General features: G+C 39.9%; 16 protein-coding genes and 2 tRNA genes. 6 read left to right on the top strand and 12 right to left on the bottom strand.

Annotation, left to right across the window (positions count from 1 at the left end; translation table 11 throughout):
- Window positions 1-113: 113 nt before the first annotated feature.
- From H5200_RS08555 to H5200_RS08500, 12 genes are all read right to left on the bottom strand, one after another.
- The gene (locus tag H5200_RS08555; protein ID WP_149981191.1) at window positions 114-1,478 is read right to left on the bottom strand and encodes a DUF1329 domain-containing protein; all 1,365 of its coding nucleotides are present in this window, start codon (window positions 1,476-1,478) and stop codon (window positions 114-116) included.
- Between the two features lie 10 nt (window positions 1,479-1,488).
- Window positions 1,489-3,585 (bottom strand): DUF1302 domain-containing protein, encoded by a 2,097-nt coding sequence (locus H5200_RS08550; RefSeq protein WP_182761312.1) that lies wholly within the window; start codon window positions 3,583-3,585, stop codon window positions 1,489-1,491.
- Window positions 3,586-3,830: 245 nt separating this feature from the next.
- On the bottom strand, window positions 3,831-4,052 hold the full coding sequence (locus H5200_RS08545) for a DUF2835 domain-containing protein (protein ID WP_149981056.1): 222 nt from the start codon (window positions 4,050-4,052) through the stop codon (window positions 3,831-3,833).
- A 3-nt stretch (window positions 4,053-4,055) separates the two neighbouring features.
- Window positions 4,056-6,650, bottom strand: a complete 2,595-nt coding sequence (pepN, locus tag H5200_RS08540; RefSeq protein WP_182761311.1) for an aminopeptidase N — start codon at window positions 6,648-6,650, stop codon at window positions 4,056-4,058.
- 49 nt (window positions 6,651-6,699) lie between these two features.
- Entirely contained in the window at window positions 6,700-8,178 is a 1,479-nt protein-coding gene (gene nhaC, locus H5200_RS08535; RefSeq protein WP_182717879.1) for a Na+/H+ antiporter NhaC, read from the bottom strand.
- Between the two features lie 162 nt (window positions 8,179-8,340).
- On the bottom strand, window positions 8,341-10,380 hold the full coding sequence (gene prc, locus H5200_RS08530) for a carboxy terminal-processing peptidase (protein ID WP_182761310.1): 2,040 nt from the start codon (window positions 10,378-10,380) through the stop codon (window positions 8,341-8,343).
- Window positions 10,381-10,406: 26 nt separating this feature from the next.
- Window positions 10,407-11,057, bottom strand: a complete 651-nt coding sequence (gene proQ, locus H5200_RS08525; protein WP_149981052.1) for an RNA chaperone ProQ — start codon at window positions 11,055-11,057, stop codon at window positions 10,407-10,409.
- 15 nt (window positions 11,058-11,072) lie between these two features.
- Window positions 11,073-11,351, bottom strand: coding sequence for a hypothetical protein (locus H5200_RS08520; protein ID WP_064666123.1), 279 nt, complete (start codon window positions 11,349-11,351; stop codon window positions 11,073-11,075).
- On the bottom strand, window positions 11,348-11,809 hold the full coding sequence (locus H5200_RS08515; RefSeq protein WP_149981051.1) for a GAF domain-containing protein: 462 nt from the start codon (window positions 11,807-11,809) through the stop codon (window positions 11,348-11,350). Before H5200_RS08515 ends, H5200_RS08520 begins: the two co-directional genes overlap by 4 nt.
- A gap of 125 nt (window positions 11,810-11,934) precedes the next feature.
- Window positions 11,935-12,330, bottom strand: a complete 396-nt coding sequence (locus H5200_RS08510) for a hypothetical protein (protein WP_145233799.1) — start codon at window positions 12,328-12,330, stop codon at window positions 11,935-11,937.
- A gap of 143 nt (window positions 12,331-12,473) precedes the next feature.
- Window positions 12,474-12,564, bottom strand: a tRNA-Ser gene (locus H5200_RS08505).
- Between the two features lie 52 nt (window positions 12,565-12,616).
- Window positions 12,617-12,707, bottom strand: a tRNA-Ser gene (locus H5200_RS08500).
- Between the two features lie 252 nt (window positions 12,708-12,959).
- Between H5200_RS08500 and H5200_RS08495 the strand changes: the two genes are divergently transcribed.
- From H5200_RS08495 to H5200_RS08470, 6 genes are read left to right on the top strand one after another with little or no spacing between them, the layout of a single operon-like run.
- Window positions 12,960-13,625 carry a Bax inhibitor-1/YccA family protein gene (locus H5200_RS08495; RefSeq protein WP_145233793.1) on the top strand — a complete coding sequence of 222 codons (666 nt, stop codon included), beginning with the start codon at window positions 12,960-12,962 and terminating at the stop codon, window positions 13,623-13,625.
- A 55-nt stretch (window positions 13,626-13,680) separates the two neighbouring features.
- Window positions 13,681-14,034, top strand: coding sequence for a sulfurtransferase complex subunit TusD (tusD, locus tag H5200_RS08490; protein ID WP_149981050.1), 354 nt, complete (start codon window positions 13,681-13,683; stop codon window positions 14,032-14,034).
- Window positions 14,031-14,387, top strand: a complete 357-nt coding sequence (gene tusC, locus H5200_RS08485) for a sulfurtransferase complex subunit TusC (RefSeq protein ID WP_145233789.1) — start codon at window positions 14,031-14,033, stop codon at window positions 14,385-14,387. The genes tusD and tusC overlap by 4 nt, the downstream gene beginning before the upstream one ends.
- Window positions 14,384-14,650 (top strand): DsrH/TusB family sulfur metabolism protein, encoded by a 267-nt coding sequence (locus H5200_RS08480; protein WP_149981049.1) that lies wholly within the window; start codon window positions 14,384-14,386, stop codon window positions 14,648-14,650. Before tusC ends, H5200_RS08480 begins: the two co-directional genes overlap by 4 nt.
- 3 nt (window positions 14,651-14,653) lie before the next feature.
- Window positions 14,654-14,983: a TusE/DsrC/DsvC family sulfur relay protein gene (locus H5200_RS08475; protein WP_145233784.1), complete on the top strand. Its 330-nt coding sequence runs from the start codon at window positions 14,654-14,656 to the stop codon at window positions 14,981-14,983.
- 2 nt (window positions 14,984-14,985) lie between these two features.
- Entirely contained in the window at window positions 14,986-15,663 is a 678-nt protein-coding gene (locus H5200_RS08470; protein WP_182717880.1) for a pseudouridine synthase, read from the top strand.
- Window positions 15,664-15,670 lie beyond the last annotated feature (7 nt).

Below are 15,670 nucleotides of genomic sequence, written 5' to 3'. Positions count from 1 at the left end.
TAACGTGCAGTCGGGGGACTCGGTTAGTGTCATGACCCAGTGCGTGTCAGAGTGACAAACGCGATTTGAAATAATAAAAAAGCACCTAGATAATCCCAGGTGCTTAGAGTGTATTAACGACCTTCGCGGCGCAGTGCACTTGAGGTAAATTCATTATCATTAAACGATTGTGAGAAATCATACATTTTCTCTTGGTTATCTAAACCAATCGCTAGGTAACGGCGTGAATTCAAATCGTAGTAAACGTCTAACGTACTCCAGTTAGTGAGCGCATCGTAATAGTTAATTGTATGAGCCATCGCTACACGGTACATTTGGTCACGGTTATCATAGATATCCGTCACTTGAACTTGCCAGCTATCTTCATCAATATAAAATACGCGCTTCTTATAAATATGACGAGTGTCGCCTTTCAGATCTGCTTCTACAACCCAAACACGGTGTTTTTCATAACGTACATGTTCCGGGTTGATGTGACCGGCCATCAGAATATCGTCATACTGTAGCTTATCACTGTGTAGCTTATAACTATTGTATGGTACATAAAGCTCTTGCTTACCTTTGAGCGTCCATGTGTAGCGGTTTGGCGAACCGTTAAACATATCGAAATCATCGGTTGTACGCAAGCTATCAGCTGCTGTTCCTGGTGCATCATAAGCAACATTAGGGGCGCGGCGTACCCGACGCTGGCCAGAATTGTAAGTCCACGCTTGTCGCGGAGTTAAAATTTGGTCCATGGTTTCATGAACTAATAGCGCCGTGCCAGCTAAACGCGCAGGCTCGGTGACTTTTTGTTTAAATTTAAACAAAATATTAGATTCTTGTAACTCTGCTGGTGTTGCTTTTGGATCTGAGTACTTAACTAACAGTTGCTCATCAAAGCCAACTAAATTATATGAACCTGAGGCTATAGGAGCTGCTTGACCGCCAAAACGCTCAATTGACAGACCACGGTAGCGTAATAAATGGTTCCAAATTGCCTCTAAGCCAGTTTTTGGAATAGGAAAAGGAATACCAATTGCGGTATTTTTTATCCCATTACCTTCTTCTATCAACTCTGCAGTTGGTGCGTATTTTTTTGTCGCATCATAGACAAACTGTGGGTTTGAAGCACTGCGATGAGTAGTATAGATATTCATTTTAAACGTATCTGGATACGCTTCAAAAAGAGCTACTTGACCAGGACTTAAATTTGCTTTGTATTTATCAACATTCGATTTATCAATGGTGAAAAGTACTTTGTCGTCAGCGTACGGATCTGGATGATGCATTCCCGGCGTATAACCTGCCGGTGCTTTAGTAATACCACCTGTCCACGCAGGAATCGAACCATCAGCATTACCTGCTTTTTCTGCACCTAAAGGAGTTAGATCTGCACCTAAACGTGCTACTTCTTCACTGGTCATTTTGGCAACGACCGCTGTTGTAGAAAACAAACTACATAGCGTTAGTGCAATGAGGGTAGGTTTTTTTATCATCATGATACCCCTAAATTGAATATTTAATATTGAAAGAAACAAAATCACGGTCTGAGAAAGTATTTATATCACCGCCACCCCAGAAAGAGTTGTAGCTAAAGTCAAATGACCATGCATTTTGATAATTAAAGTTCGCTGTAACACCAAGTGACTTACGATCTTCTATAAATAAGAACATCGGATCGGGTGTGTTACCATTTACATCGTGCGAAAATACAATACGAGGTGAGAAGTTAACTCCTTTGAAGAAGTTATAGTAATCGCCTTTGGCAATTAAGCGATATCCCCACGATGATGCTGATGCAAACTCTTTTTGCTCTGGCCCATTTGATAAAGCCATATGAAGTGTTGAGTAATCATCGGTACCTGGTCCAGTCATAATACCGCTTCGACCAGTGCCTGATACATTTAAACGCATTTCATCATATTCAGGCATGTTATTAATGTGCACACCGCCAATTTCACCCACAACAGCCCAACTATCAGCCCAAAGTGATGGGCCAAATAAATGTGTTGCTGTAAACTGCAATTGGCTAGTATTACGCTCAATATAACCTTTTGCTAATTCGCCAGGTCCTACAACGCTAATCGCATCACCCGGGCTCATTTGTGAAATACCTGCAAACTCAGGGCGAAGCCCCGCTACCGCTAACTGCTCAGGCATAGCAGCATAAAGCAATTCTACGTCATCGATTTGTAATGGTTCGTCTTCACGGAAGGTGAACTCACCAGCAAACGCTGTTTCACCAATTGATGTATTAAAGCTTAACCCATACAGTTTAATATCTTCTGGATACTCATTGGTTGCTTTAGCAAATGCTTTTAAATCAGAGACATTGTCAGAAGTGATTTTAGTCGTTGCTAACATGGCTAAATCTTGAGCCATTGAGGCTTGTGTAAAGTTAGATACGCGACCAGAGATAAGCGGGCGACGACTATGGTAGTTTACATGATAAAGTGCAACCTCAGTGTCATTAAACTCTGGTAAAAACATACCTAAACGTAAACCATATTGGCCACCATCATCAGGCTCAGTTTTACCATCTCCCCCTTTGCCTTTAAGCGCGACTTTAGTAGGGTACGCTAGATAAGTTTGTGCTAATAACGCTTTACCTTCAGGGCTTGCAGGAGCGATCCCTTTAGCGGCAGCAGCTTGACCAAAGGTGGTCTTCAAGTTATTTAAGCTATCAGTTAAAAATGCTAAATCGATATCAGGGTTGGAGGTAAAACCAAGCTGTACATTTTGCTGATAACCATTTTCTGCGGCAAAGTCATTGGTTGAAAAATACGTACCAGCTGCAGGTAAGCGTGTTTCATGCCATTGGTACTGGTAAAAGCCTTCCAAAGTCACATTTTCAGTGATCCCTAAAGATGCCCATAACATACCAACTGGAATAAAGGCTTCTTTAAGCTCTGCACCAGGCGCTTTTAATCGGTCAATATCGACCGGATTTACGTTAATACCGTGAGAAATTAATGTGCTTTCACCCCAGTTTATAACTTGTTGGCCAAGGCGAATAGAAAGTGGATTATTACCCTCATTCAAATCAAAGTTGGCCCATACGTAAGCATCTAATAGACGAATATCTGCGCAGCTTTGTTTTTTAGTGTCTTTATCATCACAAGGATCAACTCCTTGGCCTGAAGTTGGATTAACATAGGCGCGATCGCCATCCATCAATTCAAAATCATAAAAATACATAAAACGGGTGAAAAGGCCGTAGTTATCTTTGTTGATCGATAAATCGTGTGTCCCTTTCAACAGCTTTGAAAAAGACTCACCACTATCAAAGTTCAAATCCCCAGCGTCACCGTTATTAGAGTAAGAGCCAGGTTGGGCCCAGACATCTTGCGCTGAATAAATAGGATTTAAAACGGAGTTGTAGCCTGTCCAATCAAAAGACGGGTTATTACTTTTCCCTATTAAGTTAAAGTTTCGGTCTTCAACACGAATACTTTGCCCATAAGAGAAAGTCGAGTCGAAGGTTATATCAAACCCTCCGGCCTCAAATGTTGCAGCCTGTGTTGGTGCTGCTGATAACCCTAAAGTAGCGGCTGCGATGCCTAGTACTAGTTTATTTTTAACAAAAAGCGATCTTCTTATCATTGTGTGTCCCCCTGTCGCGGGTAATTTTGTGATCAAGTTATTGTTTTTAGTGTAGTCGTAACGATAGAAGCGAAATAAAGAAATTACAAATAGAACGCGTTCAATCGGTCATAATTTTTCTGTTTAGTTGACGTTCACCTAATGGTAAGACGTCCTACCAGATAATTTATACACGTAAATTAACAATAGGACAAATCGAATTAACAAAAAAATAATATTATAAGTGATTATTTTAAAATATTGTTTTAGGCAACACGTTCCAAACGTAAAAATTTATGCTCTGGGGTAAGCAAAAGTCGAAAGCGCCCTCTTACTCCTAAAGAAGAAATAAAAGGACGCAAATGGCTGGCCGCAAAACGTACTTTTTTGCCACCATCTTCAATTACTTGAACTGATGTATACTTACCTTCATAGTAATCCATGCACTGTTTGTAAGTTAAGTTCAGTAAAAAATAATATTCGACCATAATTTATTGTAGTGCTTTATCAACTTTTTCATACAAGTCGTCACTTAAATTATCAAGCAAAGCAAGACGTTGCAGCTGAGCTTTGATAGCAACCGAACGTACTTCATCGTATCTACGCCATGACATAAATGGCGTTAACATACGTGATGCATTTTGAGGGTTGATTGCATTAAGCTTAACTAATAAGTCACCTAGCAATTGATAACCTGTGCCGTCTTCACGGTGAAACTGTGCGGTATTAAAATGGCTAAAACTGCCTACTAACGCCCTGACGCGGTTTGGGTTTGAAAAATCAAAACAAGGGTGATCATATAATTTTTTGATATTAATAATGGCGTCATCGCCACCTTGCATTGCTTGCAATGCAAACCACTTATCCATCACTAGTACATCATGGCGCCACTGACTGTCAAATTGGTTTAACAACTCTTTTGCTAAGGGGTTGTCAGCTTTTACCACCGCACTGAGCGCGGCGAGTACATTGGTCATATTGTGTGAATTAGCAGTACTAACAAGGAGTTGATTAATATCAAGCTCATTAATTTTTGCCAAATAATGTAAGCACATACCTTTTAAAGCACGTATAGCGACAGCTGTTGCACTTACAGAGCCGTCATCTATTAAACTTTGATAACAGTCTAAGAGCTCACTACGCAATTGCTGAGCAATTTGTAACTCAAACTGATTTGTCACTGCAACCAATTGATCCACTGGGATCACATTAAACTCAGCTGCGAGGGTATCAAAACTAGGCAGCTTTAATAATTCCGCAATTAAAGCTAAATCTCCCTCCTGCTCAACTAATAAACTACGTAATGCAGAAATAATTGCTGGATCCAATTGATTATTTTCAGGTGTTGTAATGGCCCCTTTAACTGCCCCAATGAATAATTGTTGTTGAGCATCCCAACGCGAAAAATCACTGCGCGCAAAGCGCATAATGTGTAATAATTCAGTGGCTGTATTTTGTTGCTCAACAATACACGGCGCAGAGAAATCCTCTAGTAGCACCGCTACAGGCTTCGCGGTTAAACCATCAAAGCTAAACGTTTGCTGCGCTGTTGTGACATCTAAGACATGATCAAGTGGCTGTCCTTCAAACTGTAAAGGGACAGACTCGCCCTGTTGATCAAGTAGCTCGATAGCAAATGGGATATGTAATGGCGCATTTTCTGGCTGATTAAGCGGTGCCAGCTGCTCTATATGCAGTGAAAAAGTACCATTGAGCTTATCAAACTCTTGTTTTACGATTAGCCGTGGTGTGCCAGCTTGGCTATACCAACGTTTAAACTGAGTTAAATCGATACCTGAGGCATCACTCATAGCCGCAACAAAATCATCACAGGTGACGGCTTGCCCATCATGACGCTGAAAATAAAGTGCCATGCCCTGCTGGAACTTTTCTTCTCCCAATAACGTGTGCATCATGCGAATAACTTCAGCGCCTTTGTCATACACAGTTACTGTATAGAAGTTATTCATCTCAATCACTTGTTCAGGACGGATCGGATGTGCCATAGGACCGGCATCTTCACTGAATTGATGAGTACGCATTACTTTAACCGCATCAATACGATTCAGTGCCCGCGAGCCTAAATCACTGCTAAACTCTTGATCACGAAAAACTGTTAAGCCTTCTTTTAACGACAGTTGAAACCAATCACGACAAGTCACTCGGTTTCCTGTCCAATTATGAAAATACTCATGGCCAACGATTGACTCTATGGTGTGATAATCTTTATCAGTGGCGGTTTCTTGATTCGCCAACACACATTTAGAGTTGAAAATATTAAGACCTTTATTTTCCATCGCGCCCATATTGAAAAAATCCACAGCAACGATCATGTAAATATCTAAATCATACTCAAGATTAAAACGCTGCTCATCCCACCGCATTGATTTTTTAAGTGATGCCATCGCATGAGGGGTTTTCGGTAAATTCCCTTTATCAACAAACAAGGCTAAATCTATTGTACGACCACTTTGCGTAACAAAGGTATCTTCAAGTACATCAAAGTCCCCTGCAACAAGTGCGAACAAGTAACTTGGCTTTTTGAATGGGTCTTGCCATTTTGCAAAGTGACGGCCATTGTCTAATTTACCTTCCGCTAATTTATTACCATTTGATAATAAATGAGTAAACTGCTCGTCAGCAATAATCGTCACGTCAAAGCTTGCAAGTACGTCTGGGCGGTCAAGATAATAGGTTATTTTTCTAAAACCTTGCGCTTCACATTGTGTACAATACGCACCGCCAGATAGATATAAACCTTCTAAAGATGTGTTAGTTTTTGGCGCTATTTCATTAACGATTGTAAGCTGACATTGCGCTGGTAAATTATGGATCACAAGCTGCTCATCACGTAGGTCATAATCTGTATATACGTTGTTATCTACAGTAATTGAGATCAGCGTCAAATCAATGCCATCAAGCACTAAATCTGCCACACCAGCTATTTTTTTCGTGATCGTCATTACACTCGTAACACGGGTGTTTAACGGCAATAAATCAAAGGTCAAATCAATGTGATCAATTAAAAATGGTGGAGCTTGGTAATCTTTAAGATACTGTGCTTGAGGTTTTTTTAATGCAGTCATGTGAAACTCCAAAGTGACTCCTCTTGACAGAGGAGCGTATAATTTATGGCTATTGTTTTGGCTTAATACGTAAAATTTTAATGCCTAGGTAAGCATAAATAACAGCTAGTAATGGATTAATAAGATTAAAAAATGCATATAGCGCATAATCAAATGGGTTGATCAGTAATACACTTTGCATATATGCACCACAGGTATTCCAAGGGATTAGGGGACTGGTGATCGTCCCGCCATCTTCTAATGTTCTTGATAAATTAACAGGTTTCAAACCACGCTTTGCATATTCTTCTTTAAACATCCGACCAGGGACCACAATAGCGATATACTGATCTGCAGCAATTACATTGGTACCAATACAGGTCGCAATAGTAGCAGTAATTAAAGAGCCAGTGCTTTTGGCAATTTTAAGAATACTTTTTACAAAAATATCTAATAAACCTGTTTTTTCCATAATGGCGCCAAACATCAATGCCGTCATGATCAGCCACGTTGTGGTTAACATGCCAGACATCCCACCACCACTGAGTAATGAATCCATTTTTTCATCGCCTGTCAGGATACTAAAGCCATCAAAAAATGTACTCCAAACCAATTTAAAATAACCGACAATTTGCCCCTGGGAGCCATCAATTTGTGTTGCAATTAGGTCTGATTGAAAAATCATTGCCCATACTGCACCAAGTACCGCACCGATAGAAATTGCCGGAAATGCAGGCATTTTTTTAATTGCTAACACCAGTAAAACAATCAGTGGCACCAGCATCTCTAAACCTATATTAAAGTTTTGTTGTAGAATAGCGGTTATTTCATCAATACGCCCAGCCTCACTTGACGCTGTGGCATTAAAGCCCATAAAAATAAAGATGATTAATGCAATCACAAAACTTGGTACAGTCGTCCATAGCATATGATGAATATGCTCGAATAAATCAGCTCCCACAACCGCAGGAGCTAAATTTGTTGTTTCAGACAGTGGACTGAGTTTATCGCCAAAGTAAGCCCCAGATATTACGGCACCGGCCGTCACTGTTTGTTCTAATCCAAGGCCAGTAGCAACACCGAGTAGCGCTACACCTATTGTCGCCGCCGTGGTCCAAGAGCTACCAATACTCATTGCTACAATGCCACAAATTAAACAGCTTGCTGCGTAAAACCAACTAGGATTAATTACCTGTAAACCATAATAAATAAGCGTCGGTACAGTGCCTGACAGCAGCCAAGTGCCGATCAGCGCGCCAACCATTAACAAAATTAATATAGCGCCCAAAGATAGAGTGATCCCCTCTATCATCGCTTGTTCAAGTTTTTTCCAAGTATAGCCATTTTTAAGGCCAATAAGTGCAGCTGTAAATGTAGCAAACAGTAGCGCAATTTGATTCGGCCCTGATGACGAACTATCGCCAAATAAATAGACCGCAGCACCTAATAAACAAATCAGTACAGAAATTGGGATCAAGGCATCGAAAAAGCTGGCCTGTAGGATGGGTTTTTCTTTTTGTGAATTCAAAATTAAGACTCCTACGCGCATTTTTATGCGCGTTTAATTATTATTTTTTAGCACAGACGCGACGCTTAGCCTAACTAAGTTACTTACTTTTGTCAGCGTTTAATCAGTAATTATAGCAATATCAAGAGTTTTAGGCAGCAAAAAAGGCGCCAAAGCGCCTTTTTTATTAACCTGTAAAACAAGTTATTTCTTAGCTACACGACCAAACTTGATATAATCTTGGGTAATTAATGCAGCTTCTTCTAAGAATGGATCTAAGTCGTCTAAGACATCAGGCGCATCATCCAAGCTCTCGATTGGTTTTTCACCTAAACGAGTAAGCCTTTCATTAGTACGAGCTAATGCACGCGCTTCACCATCGTCTTTTTCTTTAATACGCTGCGCTTCTACAAGAGAAATAGTTTTCCGGTCTTTCTCTTCTTTATAACGCGTAATATCTTGAAAAACATAGTTAAACTCAGGTTCTGATTTAATGCGTTCAGCATGCGCTTTGCTTAAGTAAGCAATAGCTGGGTGTAAGTCATCAACCGAGTTATAATTGGCGCGTACGATACTGTCCCACGGTAATGCATTATCCTCTTGGCTTTCGCCCCATTCCGCTGGATCAATTGCTGATGGGAATGAAATATCTGGGATCACACCTTTATGCTGTGTACTACCACCATTGATACGATAGAACTTTGCAATCGTATATTGCACACTGCCAAGTGGATTATCGTATAAATCGTAAGCACGGCCTAAGCCCTTATGCTGTTGCACAGTGCCTTTACCAAACGTTTGCTCACCAATTATTACTGCTCGACCATAGTCTTGCATCGCTGCAGCAAAAATCTCAGAGGCAGATGCGCTGTACCGATCAACAAGTACTGTTAGGGGGCCGTCGTAAAACGTAACACCATCGCGGTCTTTTTGCTCTTCAATGCGATTATTTAGAGTATGAATTTGTACCACTGGACCTTGGTCAAAAAACAAACCAGATAGTTGTGTTGCTTCATATAATGAACCACCACCATTTTGGCGTAGGTCAATTATAATGCCATCTACTTTGGCTTCTTTTAATTTCGCCAATTCTACTTTAACGTCTTTAGACAAGTTGTTGTAGAAACCAGGGATCTCGATAACACCTATTTTGCTGGTTAAATCAGAATATTTTGCTTTGAATACTTCTGATTTTGCCGCTCTATCTTCGAGGCGAATTTTATCGCGAATAATTTCAACTACTTTAGGCGCGCCATGATCATCAGCACCTTTTAAGTATTGTAACCGCACCTTAGTGCCTTTTGGTCCTTTGATTAAATCAACAACGTCATCTAAACGCCAGCCAATGACATCAACAAATTCTTCTTTGTCTTGAGCAACGCCGATAATACGGTCGTCAGCTTTAATTTGCTCCGATTTATCAGCAGGTCCGCCTGGAACTAAGCTGCGAATAACCGTGTAGTCTTCGTCGTAGCTAAGTACTGCACCAATACCTTCTAGTTCAAGATCCATGTCCATTTTGAACTGTTCAGCTCTGCGTGGCGATAAATAGGAGGTATGTGCTTCAATACTTCGCGCAAAAGAGTTCATTACGATCTGAAATACATCTTCACTATTGGTTTGCACTAAACGTTTTTGTGCATTGTGATAACGCTTAGTTAATAATTCTTTGATACCAGGCCAATCTTTGCCGGTCATTTTTAATCGTAGTGCATCATATTTTACACGTTCACGCCAAAGCTCGTCTAACTCAGCTTGCGTTTTTGCCCAATCAGCATCTTCACGATCAAAGTAATATTCATCAGCCTTATCAAAGGTCATTGGTGTTTCAAGTAACTTTAAAGAATACTCATAACGCTCAAAACGACGCTGCATGCTTAGGTTGAAAATATCAAAGGTAAAATCAAGTTTACCGGTCGTTAATGCATTATCAAATTGGTTGCGGTATTGCTCAAATGAGGCAATATCCGCAGCCAAAAAGACGCTTTTATTAAAATCAAGGGATTCGATATAACGGTCAAACACTTTACTTGAAAGTGCGTCATCAAAACGAATTGGTTTATAATGTGCACGAGTAAATAAGTTTGTCACCCGTTTGCTAGCCGTACTATGCTGACTCTCTTGCGTAAGTACTGGCAAGTCTTTTGCTGTAACTACATCATTAACATCAGCAATATCTGATGCAAATAATAAACCTGAATACAGGGCGGCAACTAACGGAATGAGCTTAAACTTCTGACTCATACACAACTCCTTAATTTATATACAGCTTAAATAATGTACAGGCTGTCTGCTTTAGTTTTAACTTGCATGCCAGTTACCAACTCTACATGAACGTCTTCTTTGTTCACTTCAGTGATTACTGCATTAACAAGGGCTTGGCCAAGTTTAACTTTAACTTTGTTATTAACCTTGACCTCACTTGCTGGTAAAGGTTCAATTTTACCTGAACGTTTAACCGGCGCAGCTTTTGCTGGTGTGGCATTAACTTTAGCGTTTTTATCGCCTGGTTTAGCGAATTGGCCTGGTTTCTTTTTGTAAGATTTTGTGTCTGAATCATTACGTGGACGTTGTGACTTTTTACGTTTAGCCATTTTCGCACGACTTTCTTCAAGTGCTTTTTGAGCATGATCAATGTGCTCTTGTTCCACTTTAGCATCTTGATTTCCATCAAGATCAATACGAAATTCAGACTTAGTCACGGCTTCTAAATAACGCCAGTTAGACGTATATTTTCTCAGTGCTTGACGTACTTGCGTCTTACTAACTTTTTCAGAACCTTCAATTCGCTCAGCGATATCTTTAAAGATACCTACTTTCAGCGGCTTGATGCCGTCTTTTTGTTTAAAACATTGCGGAAATTCTTGATATAAAAATTCCAACACTTCATTAATATCTTTTAGCTTGTTTGTGGTTTCCATTTTAGAACCTATTTTTCACATCTTTTCATCAAGGGACGAATCGACGTAGTGTGTTACCCAGTCGACCAGCTCTTCAAAGTCGGCTTCAATTACAGCCATATCACCTCGAAGGTGTTCCCAAATACCATTTATAATTTCATCAATTAATTCACATTCAGTATCATCAGGAAGACGATCCCATGCAATGTGGATTAAATCGTTGAGCGTTTCCGCTACATGCTCTTCATCCCCTTCCCAATCACCTACATCAGTGATGGCAAACAGATAATCCTGTACATTTACTAAGTCTTTCATGCAATAGTTGCCTCAAAGCACGCGATGAGTGCTTCTAAACCTTGTTTATCATCAGCATCAAACCTAGCAATACTTGGGCTGTCGATATCTAATACAGCAAATACCTCACCATTTTTGTGGATAGGTATTACTATTTCAGAGTTTGACGCCGCATCACAGGCAATGTGGCCTGCAAATGCATGTACATCTTCAACAAGTTGAGTTTGCGCAGTTGCAGCGGCAGTTCCACAGACCCCCTTTCCGACAGGAATTCGGATACATGCAGGATTACCTTGAAACGGACCAAGTACTAATTCAGTTGGTGAATCCATCAAATAAAAACCAGCCCAATTTACATCATCGAGTGACGTAAATAACAGCGCGCTAATATTCGCCATATTGGCAATAATGTTAGGTTCACCAGTAATTAGCGATTCAGTTTGTTTAACTAATGACTGGTAAAATTCTTGCTTTTGCATACCAAACTACTTCTTATCAAACATACAGTAGCTAAAGGTACTCTTTGTCGCCAATAATTGAAACCTTTTCAGGGCAAAAAAAAGCAATTTGCCCTAATTTTCAGCAAGCTTGGTTAATAATTCTGCTATTGAGGAGGCTGTTGTTTTATCGCACCTAACCTTAATCCATATAAAAACAGTCCCGCCGCTAAAGCTGACATCGCGGTATTAATTAAAAAGACCATACCACCTGTTGCACTGAGTAAGTAACTAAAAATTGCACCACCGAGTAAACCTAATGTCAGTACTCCCGAATAATTAACTTTCGCGTACTTGTACATCAATAAATATCCGGGTACTACAAAAGCAGCCATGGTTAAACCGACAATATGCGCGTTAGCTATCGCACTCATAAGTAACTGGAAAAAGGTAGTCAGCGGATCGGTATTGAGCGTTAATGCATAATAAACTCCTAACACACTACCAATGATCACAGGTGAAAGTAATGATAACCCAACACTTTTTGCAAGCCGATGTTTCATAATGCGTCCTTAAAATCATACCTGAATAAATACTAAGAATGCATGATGTTTTACAACATCGAAATAGAGACTATGGTCGTAATTAAATAACTACATAAAACTTAGGCACAAAAAAGCCCGCTAATTTAGCGGGCTATTTTATATGGTGGAGAGATAGGGATTTGAACCCTAGAGGGGCTATAAACCCCTGCCGGTTTTCAAGACCGGTGCATTCGACCACTCTGCCATCTCTCCGAAACATTTATAAATCACGAATAAGAGTGTACTCGCAATTATTTTAATTAGGTGGTGGAGAGATAGGGATTTGAACCCTAGAGGGGCTATAAACCCCTGCCGGTTTTCAAGACCGGTGCATTCGACCACTCTGCCATCTCTCCGCACGGCCTGCATAATAGAGAAGGCAGTGCTCTTTGTGAAGCTTTTTTTTCAAAAAAGTGTTCAAGTGCTTAAAAAACCATTGATTTGTATATTCTTAACTCACCACTGAGTAAAATTCACACTAAATTGAACTTTTCTTTTTAATTATCGGTCTATTGAACTACAAAGGTTTGCCCAAATATAGAAGTCTTGGTAATCTAACTTCAGTTTAATTATCGGAACTTACAATAGGTTTCTAAAGGAGCTCTAAAATGGCATTTAATCATTCGTACAATACCGCTAGACCGGTTATGTCGACCATTGAAACAAACAAGGTACTTAAAAACACCTATTTCTTATTGGCCATGACATTAGCATTTAGTGCTGTGACGGCTGGTATCTCAATGGCATTACAACTACCTTATTTTATGGGGTTAGTTTTTACTCTTATTTCATTTGGCCTTTTATTTGTTGTAAATAAAAAAGCCGAAAGCGCGTCAGGCGTTGCATGGGTATTCGCTTTTACGGGTTTAATGGGTGCGGGACTTGGTCCGTTACTTAACCATTATGCAGCGATGCCAAATGGCCCAATGCTTATCATGCAAGCGTTAGGATCAACTGCACTGATTTTCTTTGGTTTGTCTGCGTATGCACTAAATACTAAAAAAGACTTCTCTTTTATGGGCGGTTTTTTAACGGTAGGCCTTATTGTTGTGATTGTGGCCAGCATTGTTAATATCTTCATCGGCAGCTCGCTAATGTTTATGGTATTAAATGCAGCGGTTGTATTGATCATGTCTGGCTTAATCTTGTTTGATACAAGCCGCATCATCAACGGTGGCGAAACAAACTATATTCGCGCTACAGTCTCTTTATATTTAAGTGTATATAACTTGTTTACTTCATTGCTTGCACTGCTTGGCGCAAATAATGACTAATTAAATAGTTCTGTTAAAATAGCCCCTCTTTAGGGGCTTTTTTATTGGAATAGTTTTGGCACGATTTGTACTTTCTCTGCACAGCGCACCATCGGATCATGATACCACGCAACGTTTGGTGAAATTTGCACAAGCATGTTTAACACAAGGGCATAACATTGATGCCATTTTTTTGTATCAAAACGGCGTTTTTCATGCCAGCGAGCAACTAGATTTGGCAGCTGATGAATTAGCGATTAATGCTTTATGGCAACAATTACATGAGCAAGGGATTCATCTTATGTTGTGTGTTACTGCTGCCGAAAAGCGTGGCCTTGATATAAATAATACCGGTGTTTTTGCAGTCGCAGGGTTAGCTGAGTTTGCAATGCTTGCCAGTGATGCGGATAAATGGGTGCAATTTAAATGATCAATGTATTAGTTTTAAGCCACCATAGTCCTTTCGATGATTTACATATTCGTGATGCATTAGATATGACATTAATATTCGCTGCTGTTGAGCAAAATATTAGTTGGTTATTTAGCGGCCCTGCGGTACTAGCCCTAAAAAAACATCAACAACCTGAGCATATAGGTTTAAAGAACTACTTTAAGACCATCAGAACGCTAGAAATTTACGATGTTGAAAACATTTATGTATGTGAAAAGTCTCTGCTCGAGTATGGCCTTGATAAACATAACTTGTTAGTAGAAGTAAAAGCGCTTAATTATCAGCAGCAAACTCAACTTATAGCCCAGCAACAACACATAGTGAACTTATGAGCACTTTACACATATTTTCCAAGCCACTTGGCTATTACAACACGGATCAATTAGTTAACCTGATCCAGTCAGCAGACAAAGTATTATTATTAAGTGACGCATGCTTTGCGATTGCTCAATTTAGACAGCTTGCAACGCACTTATTAATACTTGCTGATGACGCCAAGGTACGAGATATCACAATCAATCAGCCCGATCACTCGCTTAGTTATGACGACTTTGTCGCACTAACATTAGCAACATCTCACTCTATTACGTGGTAATACATGCTTGAATTTAATAATCAAATTATCGACACGGATAAACAAGGTTACTTACTTGATCACTCGTTATGGAGTGAACAATTAGCCTGCGTTATTGCCGAGCAAGAAAACATTGAATTAACCTCCCAACACTGGGAAGTGATTCATTTTGTGCGTAATTTTTATTTGGAGTACAACACCAGCCCAGCAATAAGAATGTTAGTTAAAGCAATGGCAAAAGCACTGGGTGAAGATAAAGGCAATAGTATTTATCTGTATACTCTTTTTCCTAAAGGCCCAGCTAAGCAAGCAACTAAAATTGCTGGCTTACCAAAACCCGCACGGTGCATCTAGCAATGACAATAGCTAAACCAAATAATACAGCAAAACGCCGAAATAGCGGCCGTAGCTATAATCGCGGTGCAATTACAACCAAAAAAGTGAATAACTCAATAAAGCGCGAGATAAAACCAGCCATTGCCGCCAGTGAGCGAAAAATTGTCTTATTTAATAAACCATTTGATGTGCTGTGCCAGTTTACTGATGAAGCAAACAGACAAACCTTAGCTGACTTTATTACCATTAAAGATGTATATGCTGCAGGACGATTAGATAGAGACAGTGAGGGCCTGCTATTGCTCACTAATTGTGGGAAATTACAAAACACTTTAACAGCGCCAAACAAAAAAACCAGTAAAACTTACTGGGCACAAGTTGAAGGTGAACCAACTGATGCAGCAATTAAACAACTGTGCCAAGGCGTCGAGCTCAAAGACGGATTAACATTACCAGCCGTTGTTAAACGCATAGATGAGCCAACTTTATGGCCACGTAATCCTCCCGTTAGAGAGCGAAAAAACATTCCAACCAGTTGGCTCAGTATTACCCTTACCGAAGGACGTAATCGCCAAGTAAGAAGAATGACAGCACATATTGGCCACCCTACTTTACGTTTAATCCGCTATCGTATTGGTGACTATACGTTAAAAGGAATTGATAATGGCCATTTTAAAATAATCGCAGATGAACTATAGCTGTGCT

Source organism: Pseudoalteromonas sp. SG43-7 (genome assembly GCF_014164295.1).
Taxonomy (GTDB): Bacteria; Pseudomonadota; Gammaproteobacteria; order Enterobacterales; family Alteromonadaceae; genus Pseudoalteromonas; species Pseudoalteromonas rhizosphaerae.
Note: the sequence above shows the minus strand (reverse complement) of the source record. Positions and strands in the feature narration are given on the sequence as shown.

What these genes read in the sequence shown, in the direction of transcription:
- H5200_RS08495 (WP_145233793.1), top strand. Translation starts at nt 12,960, where the DNA reads ATGGCATTTAATCATTCGTACAATACCGCTAGACCGGTTATGTCGACC.
- H5200_RS08515 (WP_149981051.1), bottom strand. Translation starts at nt 11,809, where the DNA reads ATGCAAAAGCAAGAATTTTACCAGTCATTAGTTAAACAAACTGAATCG.
- H5200_RS08550 (WP_182761312.1), bottom strand. Translation starts at nt 3,585, where the DNA reads ATGATAAGAAGATCGCTTTTTGTTAAAAATAAACTAGTACTAGGCATC.
- H5200_RS08470 (WP_182717880.1), top strand. Translation starts at nt 14,986, where the DNA reads ATGACAATAGCTAAACCAAATAATACAGCAAAACGCCGAAATAGCGGC.
- tusC (WP_145233789.1), top strand. Translation starts at nt 14,031, where the DNA reads ATGATCAATGTATTAGTTTTAAGCCACCATAGTCCTTTCGATGATTTA.
- H5200_RS08510 (WP_145233799.1), bottom strand. Translation starts at nt 12,330, where the DNA reads ATGAAACATCGGCTTGCAAAAAGTGTTGGGTTATCATTACTTTCACCT.
- H5200_RS08475 (WP_145233784.1), top strand. Translation starts at nt 14,654, where the DNA reads ATGCTTGAATTTAATAATCAAATTATCGACACGGATAAACAAGGTTAC.
- prc (WP_182761310.1), bottom strand. Translation starts at nt 10,380, where the DNA reads ATGAGTCAGAAGTTTAAGCTCATTCCGTTAGTTGCCGCCCTGTATTCA.
- pepN (WP_182761311.1), bottom strand. Translation starts at nt 6,650, where the DNA reads ATGACTGCATTAAAAAAACCTCAAGCACAGTATCTTAAAGATTACCAA.
- H5200_RS08555 (WP_149981191.1), bottom strand. Translation starts at nt 1,478, where the DNA reads ATGATAAAAAAACCTACCCTCATTGCACTAACGCTATGTAGTTTGTTT.
- H5200_RS08480 (WP_149981049.1), top strand. Translation starts at nt 14,384, where the DNA reads ATGAGCACTTTACACATATTTTCCAAGCCACTTGGCTATTACAACACG.
- nhaC (WP_182717879.1), bottom strand. Translation starts at nt 8,178, where the DNA reads ATGCGCGTAGGAGTCTTAATTTTGAATTCACAAAAAGAAAAACCCATC.
- H5200_RS08520 (WP_064666123.1), bottom strand. Translation starts at nt 11,351, where the DNA reads ATGAAAGACTTAGTAAATGTACAGGATTATCTGTTTGCCATCACTGAT.
- H5200_RS08545 (WP_149981056.1), bottom strand. Translation starts at nt 4,052, where the DNA reads ATGGTCGAATATTATTTTTTACTGAACTTAACTTACAAACAGTGCATG.
- proQ (WP_149981052.1), bottom strand. Translation starts at nt 11,057, where the DNA reads ATGGAAACCACAAACAAGCTAAAAGATATTAATGAAGTGTTGGAATTT.